17 protein-coding genes are annotated in these 22,119 nt (G+C 60.3%); all 17 read left to right on the top strand.

Annotated elements, in window-relative coordinates; all coding sequences use genetic code 11:
* Positions 1–127 precede the first annotated feature (127 nt).
* The 17 genes from ACPTTC_RS37985 to bktB all read left to right on the top strand — a co-directional run bounded on the left by ACPTTC_RS37985 (position 128) and on the right by bktB (position 22,087).
* Positions 128–2,611: a type VI secretion system Vgr family protein gene (locus ACPTTC_RS37985; protein ID WP_423396394.1), complete on the top strand. Its 2,484-nt coding sequence runs from the start codon at positions 128–130 to the stop codon at positions 2,609–2,611.
* 50 nt (positions 2,612–2,661) lie between these two features.
* On the top strand, positions 2,662–3,336 hold the full coding sequence (locus tag ACPTTC_RS37980) for a T6SS immunity protein Tli3 family protein (protein ID WP_423396393.1): 675 nt from the start codon (positions 2,662–2,664) through the stop codon (positions 3,334–3,336).
* Positions 3,337–3,349: 13 nt separating this feature from the next.
* Entirely contained in the window at positions 3,350–3,574 is a 225-nt protein-coding gene (locus ACPTTC_RS37975) for a hypothetical protein (protein ID WP_423396392.1), read from the top strand.
* Positions 3,571–4,293, top strand: coding sequence for a T6SS immunity protein Tli3 family protein (locus tag ACPTTC_RS37970; RefSeq protein ID WP_423396391.1), 723 nt, complete (start codon positions 3,571–3,573; stop codon positions 4,291–4,293). The genes ACPTTC_RS37975 and ACPTTC_RS37970 overlap by 4 nt, the downstream gene beginning before the upstream one ends.
* A gap of 13 nt (positions 4,294–4,306) precedes the next feature.
* Complete coding sequence (locus ACPTTC_RS37965) at positions 4,307–4,531, top strand: hypothetical protein (RefSeq protein WP_423396390.1); 225 nt, start codon at positions 4,307–4,309, stop codon at positions 4,529–4,531.
* Positions 4,528–5,268 (top strand): T6SS immunity protein Tli3 family protein, encoded by a 741-nt coding sequence (locus ACPTTC_RS37960; RefSeq protein WP_423396389.1) that lies wholly within the window; start codon positions 4,528–4,530, stop codon positions 5,266–5,268. The genes ACPTTC_RS37965 and ACPTTC_RS37960 overlap by 4 nt, the downstream gene beginning before the upstream one ends.
* Complete coding sequence (locus ACPTTC_RS37955) at positions 5,261–7,252, top strand: T6SS effector phospholipase Tle3 domain-containing protein (protein ID WP_423396388.1); 1,992 nt, start codon at positions 5,261–5,263, stop codon at positions 7,250–7,252. The genes ACPTTC_RS37960 and ACPTTC_RS37955 overlap by 8 nt, the downstream gene beginning before the upstream one ends.
* Positions 7,249–8,562: a hypothetical protein gene (locus ACPTTC_RS37950; protein ID WP_423396387.1), complete on the top strand. Its 1,314-nt coding sequence runs from the start codon at positions 7,249–7,251 to the stop codon at positions 8,560–8,562. The genes ACPTTC_RS37955 and ACPTTC_RS37950 overlap by 4 nt, the downstream gene beginning before the upstream one ends.
* Positions 8,562–12,098, top strand: a complete 3,537-nt coding sequence (locus ACPTTC_RS37945) for an ImcF-related family protein (protein WP_423396386.1) — start codon at positions 8,562–8,564, stop codon at positions 12,096–12,098. The genes ACPTTC_RS37950 and ACPTTC_RS37945 overlap by 1 nt, the downstream gene beginning before the upstream one ends.
* Before the next feature lie 16 nt (positions 12,099–12,114).
* The gene (tssF, locus tag ACPTTC_RS37940) at positions 12,115–13,929 is read left to right on the top strand and encodes a type VI secretion system baseplate subunit TssF (RefSeq protein WP_423396580.1); all 1,815 of its coding nucleotides are present in this window, start codon (positions 12,115–12,117) and stop codon (positions 13,927–13,929) included.
* Positions 13,930–14,027: 98 nt separating this feature from the next.
* On the top strand, positions 14,028–15,008 hold the full coding sequence (gene tssG, locus ACPTTC_RS37935; protein WP_423396579.1) for a type VI secretion system baseplate subunit TssG: 981 nt from the start codon (positions 14,028–14,030) through the stop codon (positions 15,006–15,008).
* Between the two features lie 46 nt (positions 15,009–15,054).
* Complete coding sequence (gene tssJ / locus ACPTTC_RS37930) at positions 15,055–15,705, top strand: type VI secretion system lipoprotein TssJ (protein ID WP_423396385.1); 651 nt, start codon at positions 15,055–15,057, stop codon at positions 15,703–15,705.
* An 80-nt stretch (positions 15,706–15,785) separates the two neighbouring features.
* Complete coding sequence (locus ACPTTC_RS37925; protein ID WP_423396384.1) at positions 15,786–16,484, top strand: hypothetical protein; 699 nt, start codon at positions 15,786–15,788, stop codon at positions 16,482–16,484.
* A gap of 144 nt (positions 16,485–16,628) precedes the next feature.
* Complete coding sequence (locus ACPTTC_RS37920) at positions 16,629–16,907, top strand: PAAR domain-containing protein (RefSeq protein WP_175951966.1); 279 nt, start codon at positions 16,629–16,631, stop codon at positions 16,905–16,907.
* 437 nt (positions 16,908–17,344) lie between these two features.
* Complete coding sequence (locus tag ACPTTC_RS37915) at positions 17,345–19,135, top strand: acyl-CoA dehydrogenase (protein ID WP_423396383.1); 1,791 nt, start codon at positions 17,345–17,347, stop codon at positions 19,133–19,135.
* A gap of 36 nt (positions 19,136–19,171) precedes the next feature.
* Complete coding sequence (locus ACPTTC_RS37910; RefSeq protein WP_423396382.1) at positions 19,172–20,845, top strand: electron transfer flavoprotein-ubiquinone oxidoreductase; 1,674 nt, start codon at positions 19,172–19,174, stop codon at positions 20,843–20,845.
* Between the two features lie 48 nt (positions 20,846–20,893).
* Positions 20,894–22,087 carry a beta-ketothiolase BktB gene (bktB, locus tag ACPTTC_RS37905; protein ID WP_175970644.1) on the top strand — a complete coding sequence of 398 codons (1,194 nt, stop codon included), beginning with the start codon at positions 20,894–20,896 and terminating at the stop codon, positions 22,085–22,087.
* The last annotated feature ends 32 nt before the right edge of the window (positions 22,088–22,119 follow it).

The following is a 22,119-nucleotide window of genomic DNA, read 5'->3' as shown; positions in this document are numbered from 1 at the left end:
AACAATTCACCTGAATAATGGAAGTGAGCTCTTCCGGAGTCAGGGTGTGTGTGGTTATTGTTTTTGATTCGGCTCTGCGCGCGATGGTGGTACATAGCAGTGCTATCTTGATATGGGGCTACAAGAAATGGCAGACCTGTTTGACGGTGCGAAACGATTCGTATCGAATCTGACTGCAATTCCGGGGCGTCAAGCGTATTACTTTGAGGTGCCGGGCACCGCTTCTGCGGCTGCGCTGTCTATCGTCTCCGTGCACGCCACCGAACGGATGGGGGAGCCCACCGAGGTGCGCGTGGTGCTCACGCATCCGCTGCCGCTCGTGCGCACCGACTACCTGAATCGCGACGCGGCCTGCACGATCGTTCCCGACGATGGCATGCTCCGGAAGTTCTCGGGCTTCATCGCGCGTTTCTCGACGCTGCAGACGACTGCGGACTTTACCAAGTACGAGATTGTGCTCAAGTCGCACTTTGCTCGTCTTGAGGCGGTGACTACCAATCGCATCTACCAACACCAGACCACCCCGCAGATCATCGAGGCAGTGCTGCGCAGCCACGGCCTGGAAGGTCATCAGTTCGCGTTCTGCCTGCGCCGCGAGTATCCGAAGCACCTGTTTCGCTTCCAGTACAAACTCGACGACCTGGCCTACGTGCAGATGCTGATGCAGAAGGCTGGGATCTACAGCTATATCGCCGAGACTGAACACGGTGATCAGGTGGTGTTTGCCGACGACGTCGACCATTACCTGTGGGACCCGCACCTGACGGTCCCGTATCGCGAAGTGGCCGGCCTTGAGGCGAGTGGCACCGAATCCGTGACAGCGCTCAGGACGCATGCCACTACGGTTCCGCAGTCGTTCCTGGTGGCGGACTATAACCCCGAGCAGGCGTGGGAGCGATTCAAGGACGAGGCGAACGTCGCGCCGCAAGATCCGACCACCTACGGCCAGCCGTATGTATACGGTACACACCATCTTGACCAGGACGGCGCGAAGTGGGAGGCGCAACTGCGCCACGAAGCAGCGATTGCGTGGCAGGTTGTCTATGAAGGCGAAAGCAATGTGCGGGCGCTTCAGCCGGGGCGTGTGCTGAACCTGGATACCGTACTGCCCGACGCACCGGATGGGCAGGTGATCGTCGAAGTGATCCATACGGGCGCACGGGACCGGGCCTATACGAATTCCTATCAAGCTATCCCGGCGAACCGGCGTTTCCGCCTGAAGCTCGACGAGGCAAAGTGGCCGAAGATCGCCGGGACGTTGAGTGCGCGGGTGACGTCACCAGACCAGTACAAATATGCGTATTTGAACGCGGCTGGCTATTACACCGTGCGATTTGACGTGGATTTCGCCGAATGGCCGGCGGGCGGAGAGAGCGTGCCATTGCGACTCGCTAAACCTTTCGCGGGCAAGCTGCAGACCGGTTTTCACTTTCCGGCGCTGGACAACGACGAGGCCGTGATCGCGTTTCGCGATGCAGATCCGGACAAGCCGGAGATCATCGGCTTCCACCACCACAGCCAGGCTCGGGACTTAGTGACGAGCGATCGCCGTTGGCAGTCCCGCAACATGATCCGGACGCAAGCGAACAACAAACTGCGGATGGAGGATTGGGCGGGGCAGGAGGGAGTCAAGCTTAGCACCGAGCATTCAGGGACGAGTCATCTCGATCTCGGCTATCTGGTTAATCAGAAGCTCGATTATAGAGGCGAAGGCTTCGAACTCCGTACTTCTGGTTACGGCGCAATCCGCGGGGGCAAAGGTTTGCTGATTTCCGCAGATGATCAGCCCAATGCGGAAGGCAAGCAACTCGATATGCAGGCGGCGTCGACGCAGTTGAAAGAGGCCTTGCAATTGATGCGAAGCCTCGAGAAAGCCGCGCAAGCTGCCCAGACGCAGGTCAACGCAGTCGAGCAACAGCGTCAGTTACTTTCTGAAAGATTGGACCGCCTCCAACGTGCCGTCCTGTTGGCGACGGCGCCGGCTGGCGTGGCTGTTACCAGTGGCGATCACCTGCAGTTGTCGGCGAAGACGAGTCTCACGGCAACTGCGCTCGAGAATGTCGATATGGGTGCAGGAAAGAACATTTCACTGTCTGCCGCAAACGCGGCATCGATCTTTGCGCAGAATGAAGGGGTCAAGGTCATCGCCGCGAAAAGCGACATTCAGGCCGTCGCACATTCCGGCCAAGTGCTGATGACGTCGGCTAAGGACATGAAACTCGTCAGCGTCGATGGGGAACTTCATGCGTTCTCGCGAAACGCGGTCGTCATCTCCTCCGGCGGCGCTTATATCAAGCTGTCGGGGGGCAATATCGAATTGGGGTGCCCGGGGTCGATTATTTTCAAACGCTCTGGCACCTCTGCTCAAGGACCTGCGAGCCTACATGAGTTGTATCCGCCGCTTTCCAATGCGGGACCTAATTCGCGCAAATTCATGCTCCACTATGACGGCCATCCGGAAGACGTTATCAGGGGGCAACGCTACCGCATCCATAAGGAAAACGGCGCGGTGATCGAAGGGGTGAGCAACGAGAAGGGGGAAACGAGCCTTGCGCAAAGCGAGATTGCCGAAGTCGTCCGAATTGAACTGCTTGGCAAGGGTAAATTGTGATCCAATTCATTAAAAGTCGTGCGCGAGACGGAAGCACAATCGCTGGAAGAATGCGATTTTCCCTGGCCGCGCTTGCGTTGTTGTTCTTTTTTGCCGCGTGCGCCAATACTGCCCAACCGGTCGCGGGGGCGTCTTCCAAGGCCGACTTCCATGAATATGAAGTCTATCGGATCGATGATAGCCGTTACATTACGATCCGTAGCAAGCATCCTTGCATCGGCGGGCAAATGGATGGGCAAATTTTTTACTATGACGCCCGTCAAAATGTTCGAACAATGGTTTCGTTCACGGGTGGGATGAATAATGGACTCTACCGTGGATATTACGCAATTCAATCCACCCCGAATTTTATTGCCATACCATCGTTTGCTTTCTCTGAAAGACGAGGCATGTTGTTGCGCATAAATTACTCTCATGACGGGGGGCGTACGTTTAAGTGGTTTTTGGCGGGATATGATGATCGGCCCGATTACTCGATTATTCAGAAAGGAAATTATCTATATTTGACGGTGTTTGATCAAAAATCCTCGAGTAATTACTCTGATCGACCTGGTGCCGTTTTGGATATTGACCAGGACATGGATCCGGAGACTTCGCACTATGACAACACGTCGGTGCCGATCGAAATATATGGCAAAACCGTCGTTCGTCATCAAATACCGCTAAGTATGAAGTCGCCGTCTGGGGCGACTCATTGGACGTGTCCGACAACGTCTAAAGATTAAATTTCGCCAAAAAATGAGGTATCCGCCGCTTGCCAACGCAGAACCTAATTCGCGCAAATTTGTACTTCACTGCGATGGCCATCCGGATGATGTTACAAAGGGCCAGCGCTACCGCATCCATGAGGAGAGCGGCACAGTGATTGAAGGCGGGAGCAATGACAAGGGTGAAACGGGCATTGCACAAAGTGAGATCGCAGAGGTGGTCAGAATTGAACTGCTTGGAAAGGAGAAGTCGTGATAAAACTCATTAAAGATCGTGTACGTTTCGGAGACTTAGTCATTGGGAAAATACGGACCATCCTGGCTGCGTTGGCGATGCCGTTTCTTTTGGTGGCATGTGCCAACTCCGTGCAGTCGACCGCGAGCGCACCGTCCAAGGCTGATTGGCACGAATATGTGGTTTATCGAATTGATGGAGATCGCTACATTAGTATTCTCAGCCCACAAAAATGTGATGGCTATCTAGATGGTGATGTCTACTATAACGACGTGCGGCGTGGCGTCCATACTTTCGTCTCATCCACCGGATCTATGGGAAATGGTCTATATGGTGGATATTATGCCGTTCGTTCAAGCCCAAAATACATTGCCATTCCTTCAAGATCGGAGTCGGAGAGGAGGGGAGGGTTGTTGCATATCAACTATTCCCATGATGGAGGGCGAACGTTTCAGTGGTTTTTACTGGGAAGCGATAGCAAAGATTATGCGTTGATTCAGGCTGAAAATTATTTGTATTTTACGCAATTTGATCGAAATAATCCGAGTGATTATTCGGATAGATCTGGTTTCGTTCTTGATATTAATCGAGAAATGGATCCTGAAATTTCGCACTATGATAATACGGCCATGCCTTTTTCGAGATACGGAAAGCCTATTGCCCGTCGCCAAATTCCGTTAAACATGAAGTCGCCGTCTGGGGCGACTCATTGGACGTGCCCGACAACGTCTAAAGATTAAATTTCGCCCAAAAATGAGGTATCCGCCGCTTGCCAACACAGAACCTAATTCGCGCAAATTTGTACTTCACTGCGATGGCCATCCGGATGATGTTACAAAGGGCCAGCGCTACCGCATCCATGAGGAGAGCGGCACAGTGATTGAAGGCGGGAGCAATGACAAGGGTGAAACGGGCATTGCACAAAGCGAGATGGCCGAGGTGGTCGGAATTGAACTGCTTGGAAAGGAGAAGCCGTGATAAAACTCATTAAAGATCGTGTGAATTTCGGAGGCTTAGTCATTGGGAAAATACGAGCCATCCTGGCTGCGTTGGCGATGCCGTTTCTTTTGGTGGCATGTGCCAACTCCGCGCAGTCGACCGCGAGCGCACCGTCCAAGGCTGATTGGCACGAATATGTGGTTTATCGAATTGATGGAGATCGCTACATTAGTATTCGCAGCCCACAAAAATGTGATGGCTACCTAGATGGAGATGTCTACTATAACGACATAGGGCGAGGCGTCCATACTTTCGTCTCATCCACTGGATCTATGGGGAATGGGCTATATGGTGGATATTATGCCGTTCGTTCAAGTGCAAAATACATTGCCATTCCATCTCTTTCATTTTCCGGGGTGAGGGGGGAGTTGATGCGTATTAATTATTCCCATGATGGGGGGCGAACGTTTCAGTGGTTTTTGGTGGGTAACGATGATCGTGATTATGCGGTAATTCAAAGTGAAAATGATCTTTATGTTACGAAAATTAATCACGATGATCCGAATAGCTACTCCGATCGATCTGATTTTGTTTTGAATATTAATCAGGATATGAATCCGGTTATTTCGCATTATAGTGATGCAGTTCCGGCCATGTACCATTATGGAAAGCCTGTTTCGCGCCGCCAAATTCCGTTAAACATGAAGTCACCGTCTGGGGCTACTCATTGGACGTGTCCGGTAACGCCTAAAGATCTAATTTCGCCCAATGAATAACTTTATTGTGAAAGAAATGAAACCCAGATTTGTGGCTGAGTCGGTATGTGTCCCGGGCGATGCTAATACGACATTGGTTCCAGCTCCGCGTCCAATGCCGTGTATTGTCATCTTTGTTCATGGTGTCAACTCAGAGGGTGAGTGGTTTGATGTGGCTGAGGCTGGTGTTGTGGCTGGTCTCAATGAGCGTCTCGGGCGAGTGGATTTAAGAAAAAATGAATCCTCCAGTGATGACTCGCGCCCTATGAAATCTTTGGATTTAAAAAACAGTCCAATTATTAGATTTTACTGGGGGTATCGAGCGCCTAAAGAGAAAACTGATGAAGGAACGTTCCCGTGGCGGATTCCGCTCAAAACTCGGGTTGCTGTGCCTTCAGCTAATAACAAACTTCCATACGCGTACCCGGCTTATTCATACCGGCCCGACTCGTATCATCCGCCGAAGCCCAATGTCAGGGGCAACACGTACTATTGGGGCGGTGGCCCTTTCCAGAACGGCACAACAGCGTTGAGCATGTCGTGGTATGACGGCTTTGATCCGAAGCTCTGGGGTGTCAACATCGGCAGTCCGGTCATTAATCCCGAACGCGATCGTCCGCTCAATGCCTGTCCTCCGCGCACCTACTACGTGAACGCGTCGAAACGGCTTGCGAAGCTGATCGATACCATTTACGCAAAACATCCTCACGATACGATCGCTGTTGTCAGCCACAGCCAAGGCACTATGATTGCCTCGCTTGCGATGTTTTACGTTAAAAAGGTCCCGGACACACTGCTCCTGTGCAACTCGCCATATCGTCTCAATGAGACTGCTATGGATGATGTCCAGATGGGTAGCAAGGCTCCTACGACGAAGGCGCGCGTCAAGACGTTCTTCAACATGCTCGATCGCTTTCAGCAATCCCAGGCTGATGCGAATGCCAAGGTAACCGCCGAGCAGCTCGAAGGTGTTGGCGGTTGGCTCAATACGGCCGAGGTTATGAAGTACTCCGATACTGGCACGACGTCAACGAACCCGCAACAGAACGGTCCAGCTAGCGATGCCCCGTTGGTGCTCGAAGATCCGGCTGATAGCAAGATCAAATGGAATCCGTCCATCCCGACCGAGGAACCTGTCCAGGGAGACAAGATTTCGAGCCATCACAACCATGGGCGCGTGTTCATTTACTTCTCGCCACATGATCGGGTGATGGGCTCGACACCGCTTCAAAGCATCGGCTGGAAAGGCATGGACAAGAACCTGCCTGATCCGGATCAGCCTCACTCGTTCGCAAAGGTTGACCCTTTCGCCAAGTACAAGGGCGTGCTCTATCAGCGCCAATTCATGCGCTCGTCTGAAGTGGGCGGTACACCCAACGCGGATACCCCTCGATACCCATCCAAGGGGGGAGGACCGTGGAATCCCAAACCTCCAAAAATCATGGGCATTAGTGACGAGCTGACTTCCATCGATCCAAAAGCGACGGTAAACGTCAACGCTCCTAAGGTCCCATGTCCGGTATCGGCAGACGATATGGATAAATTCGACGAGAACCACGAACTGGAAAACAATGTGAAGCTCGCGGACTCTGAAGATTACGAGTACTACAGGGAACTTTACCAGGACAAGCCGAAGTCTGTTCCCGAAGCGACCTCACCTTACGACGCCTCCAGCCAGACGCGTTCCCGGCCGCAGACGCCGGCAGAAGTGGATGAGGAATTCAAGGCGACGATCGCCACGCCGACCAATCACAGTACGATTCTGATGTACAAAAAAGGCATTCTTGTCGAACGCGTTCTTGCCTATGACCTGCCGATCGGGCGTGCCGACAGCTTTGCCGATCGTGCCTTCTGGAAGCAACTGCTCAAGATGGCCGATTGGCTTGAGGATGATCCGGAATACGAACAAGGCGGCGATTACCAAAACGCCGGTACTCCTCCGGACGGAGTCGACTGTGAAACAAATGGGGAAGCCCGTGAGCGGTCGATCTATGCCAAGTCTTGAACCCAACCATTTCGACGTATATGGCTATTGATGTCGACGCTCTTCCCCCGCGCATCGAAACGTATCCGCAGCCCCCTTCGCTGCCGCTATGGTCGATTATCTTCGTCGCCTGCGCCGTGGGGGGCAGCACTGTTGCGCTGCTGTTTTGGCCCAAACGGCTTCCCACCGGGACGCCCGTCTTCTGGATCGCTGCAGCGATTGTTCCGCTGATAGTGGCTGGCATCGTGACCCTTGTCCCGTTCCTTCGTTACGCGGGGAAAGTGCGCTCCATCAAGTCGTGGAATAGTCAGCGCGATCAAGTTGTCGTGGACGTATTTGACGAGGAAAGCCGGCCGGTTGCGGTGCTGGGCAGCATCTGCCGCTTTCCCGTGGAAGACGTACGCGGTCCGGTCTCAAAAGTTGCCGCGGGTGAAGTCGTTCTGATGCCTCAACAAACGCCGGACAAATCCGCCGCTGTCGCAGCGCGTTGGTTTCTCGCACCCGAATTTTCCATTGGGACCGAACCACGCGAATATGATGCCGATCGACAGCGTACCTTGTTGTTTGACCTCCTGCCCGCGATACTCGATGCGCTCAAGGCGCAGATCAACGCACTACCTGTTGGACTGCCACTGAAAGTTGCGCTTTTTGTCGATGCCCCGTCGTTCGATGAGGACATTCGCGAGCATTTTCAATGCTTCTGGCGCGACCGCGCATTACGTGCGTTCACGTTCGATGCCGAGCCGACCATGCCCGGTCTGATGTCGCTCGACCGATGGTTGGATAGGCCTGCCGGCGGTGATCGCGATTATGCGACGCTGCTGGTTAGCGCCCAACTGCACAATCTCGTGACTCAATCTCCGCCGACTGGCAGTAGCGAGGCCGCAATTGCTCTGCTAATGGTTCCGCACGACATTGAACAGCGTCATCGACTGACGGCCTCTGCACATATCCACCGCCCTAGACAGGGGACGATCGCCTCGCTCCAGCAATCGTTGTCGCTCGCATTGAAATGGGGCAAAACGAAACCGGGGGACATTCAACATCTGTGGTATGCCGGCTTCGACAAGATCGGACAACAGGCTTTGCTTTCCGCGATACGTACGGAAAAGATCGCCCTTGTGGAAGGTCAACAAGTGTCGGGTGAACACAATGTCGATCGCCTCGTCGGCGACGCGGGTATCGCGGCTGACTGGTTCGCACTGGCATGCGCAATCGACTTTGCGCAGTCGTTCGGTGGTCCGCAACTTGTGGCCAGACACAACGAAGCTCACAGTATCCTGGCGGTTGCTCGTCCGGTCCTACGTCCCTCTCTTCAAACCCGCCTCTAATGGACCGTAAATTCTGGCTTGATTTCCTATTCGTGGCGCTGATCGCTGCGCTTGCTACCTTGGTCCTGTGGATTCTCCGGGAGGTTGGGGTGGTCAGCCCCGCTGCCGTTCGGCAACTGTCGTGGCCGATACTGCCCATCTGTACGCTTCTGGCGCTCCTTTGCGTCTTCCTGATGTGGCATACCCGCCACGGCCCAGCAGATCGCCGTCTTGCGGCTTGGCCCGGCATTCGGCAAGGCGACGCAACTGTCGAAGCGACGGACAGGAAGGCCAGTTTTTCAGCTGGCCTATCCGAAGCGCTTCGTTCACGATTCGGCTTGCGTTGGCGTTATCGCTTGCCGTGGTTGCTCGTCACCGGCGACGACATGACCATTTGCGGGCTGTTGCCCGAGCTCAGGGAGCGCGGCTGGCTCCTCACGGACGACGCAGTACTGCTCTGGGGACGTGCTGGGCCGGATGGTCGCCCGGATGAAGTGTGGCTGAAGCAGATTCGTCGCCTTCGTCGCGCTCGCCCGCTCGATGCGATCCTGCTGACGCTCGACGAGTCGACACGGCTGCCCGACACAGTCCGTGGCACGAGCCCTTGGGGTATCTACCTTGCGCGTGTCACGCACCTGCTGCGCTGGTCCGCACCAGTGTTCGTTCTCGATCTTGCCGGCTCGGACTCTGTTCATCGTGCAGACACGGCCGTCACCGGCTGCGAGCTGTCGCAAGCTACCGATGCGCCGGCCATTGAGGCCGCGCTGCTCGAACTTCGCAACCGCTTGGCCGACCGCAGCGTCGACCAACTGGCGCGTAATAGTACCGACCGTTACGCTTCGGATCTGTCGACCCGGCTCGACACCCGGAGCGCGCCGCTGGCCCGATGGATCGCGAATCTCTCCGACTGGCAACGTCGCCCGCTGCCGGTGGCCGGAGCGTTCTTCGCACCGTGGCCGGCGGCCGGGACAGCGACCACGGGCACGGACAGTCTCCATTTCCCGTTATGGCAGTATCTGACCGACGCGGCCAAACGTACGCCGGGGCGCCGCGCGGCGACGCATCCGATCACCGTGCTTTCGATGATCGCGCTGGCGGCCGTCGGACTGTGGGGCGCCGGCATGCTTGTCTCCGGGCTGACGAACGCACGCGGCCTGGCGCTCACGAGCGACGCGCTCCGGACATTCAGCGGCGCCAACAGTTCGGCGACCCGTCTGAGAGCCTTGCTCGCGCTCCAGCAACGCATCGAGTTCTACGAAGCGCGCATCCAGCATCCGACGCTGTTTTCTCGCTTCGGCCTGAATCACGATCAGGACGTGCTTACCGCGTTGTGGGCGCCGTATGCGCGCGAAGCGCGTCCTCAACTGGTCGCGCCTGTTCAGCAGGACATCGAAGGCCAGTTGATCGACCTCACCCAGATGCCGACCGCCCACGTCGATGATCAGGTGAACCGCCTCGCGCGCGACGGTCACGCCGCGCTCAAGACGTACCTCATGATGGCGGATCCGCAGCGGGCCGATGCGGCCTTCATGACGCCGCAGCTCGTCCGTCACTGGAACGGCGGTATCGGACTGTCTCCGGGCGAAAAGCTCGACCTGTCTCGGCGGTTGCTGGCGTTCTATGCCCAGCATCTGGGAGCACACCCCGACTGGCGCATTACCCCGCGTGATGAACTCGTCGCGGGCGCTCGCCAGACGCTGCTCGCAGTGATCGGCGTCAAGAACTCGGAAGACGCGATCTATCAGGGCATCCTCGACTCCGTCACGCATAAATATCCAGATCAGACACTGGCGACCCTCACTGACGGGACCGATACGCGCGGGTTGTTGAAGACCACTGCCAGCGTGCCCGGTGCGTACACGCGTCAGGCTTGGGATGGTACGGTCGAGGCGGCGATCGACGACATGGCGAAACGTAACGGCGTAACCTCGGATTGGGTACTCGGCTCCACCGCCGCCAGTCGTAACGCGTCGACCTCGACACCCGAGGCGCTTCGAGCCTCCTTGCGCACGCGGTATTTCGCGGACTATGCAGACCGCTGGCAAACCTTCATGAACAGCACCACGTGCGAGCCGGCACGGACGTTGCCGGCTGCTGTCGCGCAGTTGAAGCTGATTGCCGATTCCCGGCAGTCGCCCGTGATCGCGCTGATGAAGTCGCTCGAGTATCAGGGCGGCGCCGGTGTCACAAAGACATCGCTGTCCGACACGCTGGTGAACAAAGCGCAGAACATCTTTGCGAGCAGCAACGACAGCGCCCCACAGCATGTCGCTCCCGATCCGGCCGGACCGTTGGGCATGTCGTTCGGCCCAGTATTGCGCCTGGTCAACTCGGGTAACGCGGCAACAGCAGGTGCCGCGAGTGATCTGAGCCTGCAGCGATTCACCGAGCGCATCACGATGCTGCGATTGAAGCTGCAGCAAATTGCTGACAGTCCGGATGCTGATAGCGAATCCCGGCAGGTCGCGCAATCACTCTTCCAAGGCAAGAGCTCGGAGCTGGCCGAGACGCTGGCCTATGCGCAGCTTGTCGCCGCCAGCCTTGGCGAGCAGTGGGCCGGGATGGGGCAGTCGCTGTTCGTGCAGCCGGTTGCGCAAGCCACGCAGGCGGTTCTTGAGCCTGCTCAGGCGAGCCTGAACGACGCGTGGCGCCAAACGGTTGTCGCCGCGTGGAACCGGTCGTTCGCCGGCCGCTATCCGTTCGCGAATACCAACAACGACGCGTCGTTGCCGGAGTTGTCGCGTTTTCTGCGTCCGCAGGGCGGCTTGGTTGGCACGTTCCTCGCCGCACAACTGGCGGGCGTGCTGACATTGCAGGGCGACCAGTGGGTGCCGGCATCGAGCGGCTCCGGGGCGAGTAGTGCGGCGCGGACCATTGATCCGGCTTTCCTCAACGCCATCAACATGCTGCAACGGATCGCCAATCACCTGCTGGCACAGGGTGAACCACAGTATGCGTTCGACCTCAAGCCCGTACCCAGCCTGGGTGTGACCGACACGCGTCTGACGGTCGACGGTCAAAAACTGCATTACTACAACCAGCAGGAAACCTGGCAGACGTTCACGTGGCCGTCGAACGAGCCGCAGAAGGCCGGCACGCGTCTCGAATGGCAGACCGAGCGGGCTGGCACGAGCCTGAATATGGAGTTCGGCGGCCGCTGGGCGCTGGTGCGCATGCTGGAGCGAGCACACGTGAGCCCGGTGGATACGGCCACTTACTTGATTACATTGCAAGCCGAGCCGCAGGCACCTCAATCGAAAGCAGTTGCCGCAAAGGTTGACGATAGCGATTCGTTAACAGCGCAGGCTCCACTGACATCCGCTCCGGCGTCGCTCACGTATCCGCTGACCTACCTGATGCGTACCGACGTGGGCAAGGGGCCGCTCGAGCTGCTGTCGCTGCGCGGGTTCGCGTTGCCGTCCAGGATTTTTGTGCCGAGAACGGCTACTCCGCGAGCGGGCGGGTCCGCCTCGCAGCCGCCGCCGCTGCCGCCGGGCGCACTCGCCGCGGCTCGACATGCATCCGTGCCTATCCCGGGTGGGCCGCTGCCGAAATGACACAACAGGACACACAATGACAAATCCGATCAAGGATAACGAGATCCTGCGCTATTACGAGGCGGAAATGCGCTATTTGCGCGAGGCCGGCCGCGAGTTTGCGCACGCCTTCCCCGATCGGGCGCGCGAGCTGGGGCTGGATCGCGGGGGCGAACGCGACCCCCACGTGGAACGACTGCTGGAAGGTTTCGCGTTCCTGATGGGGCGCCTGCGTCATAAGCTTGATGACGAACTGCCCGAGCTGACCGAAGGGCTCGTCAGCATGCTCTGGCCGCACTACCTGCGCATGATTCCGTCGCTGTCGATCCTCGAACTCACACCGGACAGGGGTGTCTTGCAAAAGCACGAGACGCTCGGAGCCGGGCTCGAGGTGACGTCCGGGCCGATTGCGACAGGCCATGAGGAGGGTGCTGCCACGTATGTTGAATGCGTCTACCGCACCACGCAGCCGATTGACCTGTATCCGATCACGCTCACAGAGGCGGGAGCATGGGCGCGTGAAGACGGTCGTTCCGTGATCCGGTTTCGCCTGGCGATCCAGCCGCAAGCTCAGCGCGAGCGACTGCGCGTGCCGCGCCTGCGTCTGTATCTCGACGCGGATCGACCGGTTGCCCTCGCACTGCATGCAGCGCTGACAGCGAAGCCGCTCGCGATGCAGGTGCGCGTCCCGGGTTTCCCGGAGGATCGTCCCGGCGCGCCCCAGGATATGCCGGGGCTGCGGATGGAGGCGGCCGGCTTCGCGGGCAACGAGCGCCTGTGGCCGAAAGCCGATAACGCGTTCGGCGGTTATCAGTTGCTGCTGGAGTATTTCACGTTCCCCGAGAAGTTCATGTTCGTCGACCTGCTCGGGCTCGACATCCAGGCGCTTCCCGTATTCGCTCCATACGTCGACGTTGAAATCGTGCTGGCAAGGCAGTGGCATGACGACATGCGCTTCAACGCGGAAAACGTGCGGTTGTACTGCACGCCGATCATCAACCTGTTTCCGGTCCAGGCCGATCCGGTCAAGGTCACGCAATTTGAAACCGAATACCGGGTGCGGGCGCGTGAGCAGCACGGCCCGCTGGTCGACATCTACTCGGTCGATGCGGTGCACGGTATCGAGCGCGGCCGGCGTTTCGAATATGTGCCATTCGCGGCGTTTCGCCATCGCGGCGGCATGCTGCGCCATGCGATGCCGGAGCGCTATTTCCATACGCGTGTGCGGCGCGCGCCGTCTGGACGGTTTGACACGTGGGTGGTACTCGGTGGCCATGCATGGGAAACCGAACACACGCTGCCGCAGGAAACGCTGTCGCTGGCGGTCACGGGCACCAACGGCATGCTGCCGCGCAAGGCGCTGCGGGATGCCAGCATCACGCGCATGCGGGCAGGGTTCACCAACATCGCTTCGGTGCGCAACCTGACTGCGCCGACACTGCCGGTATACCCGCCGACCGGAGACCGCTTCCAGTGGCGCGTTCTGTCGCATCTGGCGCCCAACTATCTGTCACTGCTCGATGCGGAAATCCTGCGCGGCTCGCTTGCCCTGTACGACTGGACCGACGGCGAATTGAACCGTCGCCGCATCGAAGCGATTACCGACGTGCGTCACCGTCAGTTGCAGAAACTCGTGAAGGGCGGGTTGATGCGCGGCGTCGAGATCGCGGTGACGGTCGACAGCACGCACTTCGCTGGCAACGGCGATCTTGAACTGTTCGGTGCGATGCTCAACCGGTTTCTTGGCCTGTACGCGACAGTCAACCTGTACACGAAGCTCGTCATCGTGTCGCAGCCGACTGGTCAGCGGCTCGAATGGCCCGATACCAAGGGTGAAGGAGCGCCGTTTTGAACGCACTCACGAAACCGTCCGAACGTAGTCTGACGAGTTTGCCGCCGACCCAGGCGGACCGGGCTTTGCTGCCGGCGCTGCTGGAGCAGGCGCACCGGATGAATTTCTATCGCTTCTGCGCGCTGATCGAGATGGCCGCGCCCGACGCTGCTCCGCTGGGGAGTACCGATTCACCCGTGACGGATCCGATTCGGTTCCGATCGCGGGCCCAATTGGGGTTTCCTGCGCGCGAAATCGACACGGTCGAATTCGATGCCGATAATCCGACTACGCAGGCCGCCGTGCGTACCACATTCCTCGGTTTGTACGGCGTCGATGCGCGCATGCCGGCGTACTTCGTGTACGAGGTCGCGCAAAACCGGGATGGCGCCGAGCCGCTGTCCGCGTTCCTGGACCTATTTCATCATCGTATTACGGCGCAGCTCTACCGGATCTGGCGCAAGTATAGGTATCCAGCCGGTTTTCGGCCTGATGGCTTCGATACCGTGTCGCGTGGCGTGCTCAGCTTTGTCGGCCTTGGGTTCCGGTCGCCGGAGACCCGAGCGCCGGACTGGGGGCTGCCCCCGGGTGTCGGTGCGCGCACGCTCCTGTCGATGCTCGGGCTGGCCGCACAGAAGACGCGCACGGCTGAAGGGCTCGCCGGCGTACTGAAACATGCGATACCGGACGCCGCCATCGACGTAGAGGAGTTTTATCCGGTCTGGCGTACCGTCAACGACTTCGAACCTGCCGCGCTTGGCGAGCAATGCTTGCTCGGACGCGGGTTCTACGATCGGGCGAACACCGTGCGTATCGTAATTACGCCGCACACGCGCGAAGCGGTCGCGGCGCTCGTGCCGGGACGACCGGCGTATCGACAGATCACCGCGTTGCTGCGCTTTTACCTCGGCTACGAGAGCGAAGCGTTGTTGGAGATGCAGGTGCATCCCGACCTGATGCCGGAACCACTGTTGATGCCCGGTCAGGCGAATCTGGGACTGACTACACAACTGGGCTCACCACCCAGGGCGCAGCACGGACGCCCGCGCGTGACATGGGTGCAATTGGGGCGCTGGAGCGGGGCGACAGGCGCTGCATGAGCCCGAAACACCATTTGGCAGGACAACGCGACGCAGGACACTGAACATGGACAAGCAGCAGATGAACCTTCTCAGGACACCGACGGGGAAAAGCCTGGTCGGGGTGGCGGCAGCCTTGGTCATCCTTTCAACCGCCGGTTGCGGCGTCGGGCAGGCCGTGAAGGACAGTACGGTGGACGCGGCGAAATGGGCGTTCACGACGCAGGTGAAGGCGATGAATCTCGATCTCGTCGCCCGGTCGTCCCTCAACGCTAATGCCGGAGGGCAGCCATTGTCGACGGTCGTGCGGCTCTATCAGTTGAAGGACGCGAAGACCTTCGAGCAGCTCGACTACACCCAGCTGCAAACCAACGACCTCGATGCGCTCAAGGCGGACCTGCTCGCGACCAAGGATGTGGTGCTGCGGCCAGGCGCGAGCGCCAGCGTGGTCGAGCCGATGAATCCAGACGCGCAGGTGGTCGGCGTCGTGGCGTTCTTCCGTGAGCCGGGGGATGGCGCGGTCTGGAAGCTGGCCGTGCCGAAGAAACAGTGGAAAAAGACGGATCCGGTGAAGATCGAAGTGCGCGACAACGCGCTGATCCTGGTTGACGCCAGGGATCAGCCTGTCACCCGATCCGCGCCCCAGCAGAGCGCACCTGCGGCGCCAGCGCCGAAGCCAAAAGCCTCGACGCTGTCGGGCACGCAGGATGAAGGCTGATCAATTGCGTTATCCGATCCCGATTGCGACCAGTGACACCTGATTTTGCGATGCCGATTTTTTGATTGACGAGAGCAACCATGGCGACATCGCCGAAACAGCAAGGTCGTTCGACGCTGACGATTGAGCATATGCATGCCATTGCGACCGCCCGCGGCGGACGCTGCCTGTCGTCGGATGATGTGAATGCTGCCACTCCGCTGTTGTTCGAGTGCGCAGCGGATCATCGCTGGTCAACCGCACCGGCGAACATCCGTGGCGGAAGGTGGTGCAGGCAGTGTTTTTGCGAACGCGTACGCGACACGATAGGCGATATGCGTGCGCTGGCGGCAAGCCGCGGCGGCGCGCGTCTTTCAACCTCCTGCGACAATCAGTTTCAGCGGTCGCGCTGGCGCGGTGCGAGCGGACACGAATGGGAGTCCCCCGCGATCTCCGCGAAGAAGCGCTGGTGCCAGCGCTGTTTTCGGGAACGTCGACGGCTGGGTATCGACAAGATGTGTGAAATTGCAGCGGAACGTGGGGGCACTGCCTTTTCGATCAGTACGTCTCGGCACAGCATTTTCTGGAGTGGCAATGTGGGCTGGGACACGTCTGGTCAACAAAACCCCTGGTTATATTGCGGGGGCACTGGTGTCCTCAATGTGCCAATCTGGCGCGTGGCACCCCTCTTCAAACCCGCCGAAAATATCTACTGGACAGGACATTTTCCACACCGCCGGATGCGATGCGGGACAAGTAGGTGGTCTGCGCGAAGGGTCTGCGGAAGTTTCCCGCAGTGAAGCATTGGACCACAAATGCTCGTCAGTCGGGCCACTCTGCTTCTTGTGTTGGCTATAGCGCTTGGCTCGAGATGGCTTGCATCTGCTACAGGCGTTTCTGAACCGCTGTTAAGTGCTTTATCGAAGAATGGGAGGAAGCTGGGAATGCTAAAAATGATGGCGCTGAAAGGCAATCTAACGACGACCGGCGGTCAAGTTCTGGATGGTGACGATTTGGATTTGGACAACGGACAGCCGTATACCTATCACATGGCGCGGGCGTCCTGCGGTCGCTGTGGTCAGATCGGTTCAATTTTCGGTACAGCGAACACATGGGGAGTGGGCGACACCCACGGTGTACTCGACGGCGACATCGTGATGTGCGCGTGCCCGCCCGGGGGAAATCGGGTCATTGCCCGCTCAACGCTCTACTACGCCGATTAGACGTGCCTGAATGTGCAGCGGGGAATTTGAGGGCGCCTTCTCCAAGCCGGATGTGATCGTTTCGACGCCGGGTGTTTCCCCGCTTCGCGCCTGAATTGCGCGCCGGTGCAGCGCACATGCCGCGGAACAAGGGAACCTGACGGTCCGAAAGGCTCTGCCCAATCTGGCCCCCTCGACCACCCCGTGTGGCATGCCGATTGCTCGCTCATTCCGCGAAACCGCCAAATCCATTCCTGCCCAAACCCCCATCCATCCGGCCTTTCCCCGCCCACCCCCCAAATCCCGTGGCCGATTTTGTCACCACATGGGCCGGATATGACAATAAGAATCGCCCGCCCTGGCATTACGATGCCTCACGTCGTCGCCCGGGCCTGAGCCGGTTTTCCCGCATCGAGCCCCATAGCGCCCCACATACCCGTCTGATTGGAACATCGACCATGAGCTATCACGCCCCCGTCAAGGACATGCTGTTCGTGCTGAAGGAACTGGCCGGCATCGACGCCGTTGCGCAGTTGCCTGGCTTCGAGGATGCCGGCTACGACACGGCGCAGGCCGTGCTCGACGAATCCGCGAAATTCTGCGGCGAGGTGCTGGCCCCGCTGAACGTCGAAGGCGACCGCAACCCGAGCAGCTGGAAGGACGGCGTCGTGACCGCGACGCCGGGCTTCGGCGAAGCGTTCCGCCAGTTCGTCGAAGGCGGCTGGCAGGGGCTGCAGCATCCGGCCGAATACGACGGCCAGGGGCTGCCGAAGCTGATCGCGACGCCGTGCATCGAGATGCTGAACGCATCGAACCTGTCGTTCGCGCTGTGTCCGCTGCTCACCGACGGCGCGATCGAGGCGCTGCTGACGGCCGGCACCGACGAGCAGAAGCAGCGCTACGTGCCGAAGCTGATCTCGGGCGAATGGACCGGCACGATGAACCTGACCGAGCCGCAGGCGGGCTCCGATCTCGCGCTGGTGCGCTCGCGCGCGGAGCCGCAGGGCGACGGCACGTACAAGGTGTTCGGCACGAAGATCTTCATCACGTGGGGCGAGCACGACATGGCGGACAACATCGTCCACCTGGTGCTGGCGCGCACGCCGAACGCGCCGGAAGGCGTGAAGGGCATCTCGCTGTTCATCGTGCCGAAGTTCATGGTCAACGACGACGGCTCGCTGGGCGCGCGCAACGACGTGCACTGCGTGTCGATCGAGCACAAGCTCGGGATCAAGGCGAGCCCGACGGCGGTGCTGCAATATGGCGACCACGGCGGCGCGATCGGCTACCTGGTCGGCGAGGAAAACCGCGGCCTCGAATACATGTTCATCATGATGAACGCGGCGCGTTTCGGCGTCGGGATGCAGGGGATCGGCGTGGCCGACCGCGCCTACCAGAAGGCGGCGGAATTCGCGAAGGAGCGCGTGCAGAGCCGCCCGGTGGACGGTTCGGCCAGGCAGTCGGTGACGATCATCCATCACCCGGACGTGCGCCGCATGCTCGGCACGATGCGCGCGCTGACCGAAGGCGCGCGGGCGCTGGCGTACGTGGCCGCCGCGCACAGCGACATTGCCCACCGCCATTCGGACGAGGCGACGCGTGCGCATCATCAGGCAATCTACGAGTATCTGGTGCCGGTGGTGAAGGGCTGGAGCACGGAGATGGTGAACGACGTGGCGAGCCTGGGCGTGCAGGTGCACGGCGGGATGGGTTTCATCGAGGAGACGGGCGCGGCGCAGTATTACCGCGATGCACGTATCCTGGCGATCTACGAAGGCACGACGGCGATCCAGGCGAACGACCTGGTGGGCCGCAAGACGATGCGCGACGGCGGCGCGGTGGCGAAGGCGCTGATCGCGGAGATCGGCGAGACGGTGGCGGCGCTGGGCAAGCTGGACGGCGCGGCGGCCGCGTCGGTGAAGGCGCAACTGGAGAAGGGCGCGAAGGCACTGTCGTCGGTGGTGGATTACGTGGTGGCGAACGTGAAGCAGGACCCGAACGCGGTGTTCGCGGGCAGCGTGCCGTACCTGAAGCTGGCGGGCGTGGTGCTGTGCGGGTGGCAGATGGGCCGCGCGCTGGTGGCGGCGCAGGCGAAGCGCGCGAGCGACCCGGCATTCTTCGATGCGAAGATCGCGATCGCGCAATGCTACGCGGAGCACGTGCTGGTGCAGGCCGGCGCGCTCGAAGCGTCGATCGTCGGCACGAAGGGCAACGAGGGCGTGCTCGCGTTGACGGAAGACCAGTTCTGATCGGCTGACGGTCGGGACGCAGGAGGAGACAGGATTTTGACCACACAGAGCTTGCTCGCGCAGTACGGCCCGCGCGAATCGATGGAATACGACGTCGTGATCGTCGGCGGCGGCCCCGCCGGGCTGTCGGCGGCGATCCGGCTCAAGCAGCTGGCTGCCGAGAAAGGCACCGAGATCGGCGTGTGCGTGCTCGAGAAAGGTTCCGAGATCGGCGCGCACATCCTGTCGGGCGCGGTGATGGATCCGCGCGCGATCACCGAGCTGTTCCCCGACTGGAAGGAACGCGGCGCGCCGCTCGACGTCGAGGTGACGGAAGACCGCTTCCTGTTCCTGTCCGAGAAAAGCGCGGTCACCACGCCGAACTGGGCGCTGCCCGCCAATTTCCAGAACCACGGCAACTACGTGATTTCGCTGGGCAACGTCACGCGCTGGCTGGGGGCGCAGGCCGAGGCGCTGGGCGTCGAGATCTTCCCAGGCTTCCCGGCCGCGGAGATCCTCTACAACGACGACGGTTCCGTGAAGGGCGTCGCGACCGGCAACATGGGCGTGGGCAAGGACGGCGAGCCGACCGAGAACTTCCAGCTCGGCATGGAGCTGCACGCGAAGTACACGCTGTTCGCCGAAGGCTGCCGCGGCCACCTCGGCCGCCAGCTGATCGCGAAGTTCAAGCTCGACGCGAACGCGGATCCGCAGGCGTACGGGATCGGCATCAAGGAGCTGTGGGAGATCGACCCGGCCAAGCACAAGCCGGGCCTCGTGATCCACACGGCCGGCTGGCCGCTGAAGTCGGATACCTACGGCGGCTCGTTCCTGTATCACATGGACAACAACCAGGTCGTGGTCGGCTTCGTGGTGGGCCTTGGCTACACGAACCCGTACCTGTCGCCGTTCGAGGAATTCCAGCGCTACAAGACGCACCCGTCGATCCGCGCGTTCCTGGAAGGCGGCAAGCGCGTGTCGTACGGCGCGCGCGCGATCACGGCCGGCGGGCTGCTGTCGCTGCCGAAGACGGTGTTCCCGGGCGGCGCGCTGATCGGCGACGACGCAGGCTTCCTGAACGCATCGCGGATCAAGGGCAGCCACGCGGCGATCAAGACCGGCATGCTGGCGGCCGACGCGGCGTTCGACGCGGTGCAGGCCGGCCGCCAGGGCGACGAGCTCAACGCGTACCCGGACGCTTTCAAGCAATCGTGGCTGTATACGGAGCTGTACCGCGCGCGCAACTTCAAGCAGTGGATGGCGAAGGGGCTGTACCTCGGCACGCTGATGGTGGGGCTCGAGCAGAAGGTGATGGGCGGCAACGTGCCGTGGACGCTGCACCACAAGCACGCGGACCACGAGATGCTGAAACCGGCGTCGCAATGCCAGCCGATCGAGTATCCGAAGCCGGACGGCAAGCTGACGTTCGACCGGCTGTCGTCGGTGTTCATCTCGAACACCAACCACGAGGAGAATCAGCCGGCGCACCTGACGCTGAAGGATGCGAACGTGCCGGTGAACGTGAACCTGCGTACCTACGCGGGGCCGGAGGGGCGCTTCTGCCCGGCGGCGGTGTACGAGTTCGTGAAGAACGACGACGGCAGCGACCGCCTGGTGATCAACGCGCAGAACTGCGTGCACTGCAAGACCTGCGACATCAAGGACCCGACGCAGAACATCGTGTGGGTCACGCCGGAAGGCGGTGGCGGGCCGAATTACCCGAACATGTAACGCAACGCATCCCCGCGCCTGCGGGCGCGAACGAACCGGAGTGAGACGATGAGCAATGCAGCGAAAGAAGTCGTGGTGGTAAGCGGTGTCCGTACCGCGATCGGTGATTTCGGCGGCAGCCTGAAGGATTTCTCGCCGACCGACCTCGGTGCGAAGGTGGTCGCAGAAGTGCTGTCGCGCGCGAACGTGCCGGGCGACGCGGTCGGGCATGTCGTGTTCGGCCACGTCGTGAACACCGAGCCGAAGGACATGTATCTCGCGCGCGTCGCGGCGATCAATGGCGGCGTGGCGCAGCACACGCCCGCGCTGACGGTGAACCGCCTGTGCGGTTCGGGCCTGCAGGCGATCGTGTCGGCCGCGCAGACGATCATGCTCGGCGACGCCGACGTCGCGATCGGCGGCGGCTCGGAAAGCATGAGCCGCGCACCGTACACCGTGCCGGCCGCGCGCTTCGGCCAGCGCATGGGCGACGGCAAGCTCGTCGACATGATGCTCGGCGCGCTGCACGACCCGTTCCAGACGATCCACATGGGTGTGACGGCCGAGAACGTCGCGGCGAAGTACGGCATCTCGCGCGACGCGCAGGATGCGCTGGCGCTCGAATCGCATCGTCGCGCGGCGCGCGCGATCGCGGAAGGGCGCTTCAAGGACCAGATCCTGCCGATTTCGATTCGCACGAAGAAGGGCGAGGTGGCGTTCGACACCGACGAGCACGTGCGTCACGACGCGAGCGCGGACGATTTCACGAAGCTGCGGCCGGTGTTCGCGAAGGAGAACGGCACCGTGACGGCGGGCAACGCATCGGGCATCAACGATGCGGCCGCGGCCGTGCTGATGATGAGCGCCGACGCCGCGCGCGCGCAGGGCGTGAAGCCGCTCGCCCGCCTCGTCGCGTACGCACACGCGGGCGTCGATCCGGCCTACATGGGGATCGGCCCCGTGCCGGCCACGCAGAAGGCGCTCGAACGCGCGGGCCTGAAGATCGGCGATCTCGACGTGATCGAGGCGAACGAGGCGTTCGCGGCCCAGGCGTGCGCGGTCACGCAGGAACTCGGCCTCGATCCGGCGAAGGTCAACCCGAACGGCTCGGGCATCTCGCTCGGTCACCCGATCGGCGCGACCGGTGCGCTGATCACGGTCAAGGCGCTGTACGAACTGAAGCGCATCGGCGGGCGTTACGCGCTCGTGACGATGTGTATCGGCGGCGGCCAGGGGATTGCGGCGATCTTCGAGAACATCTGATAATCGAACGCTGGGCACCCGAACACACAGGA

Source organism: Burkholderia mycopellens, assembly GCF_964265025.1.
In the GTDB taxonomy this organism is placed as follows: Bacteria; Pseudomonadota; Gammaproteobacteria; order Burkholderiales; family Burkholderiaceae; genus Burkholderia.
This window is presented reverse-complemented; position numbering and strand designations above follow the sequence as displayed.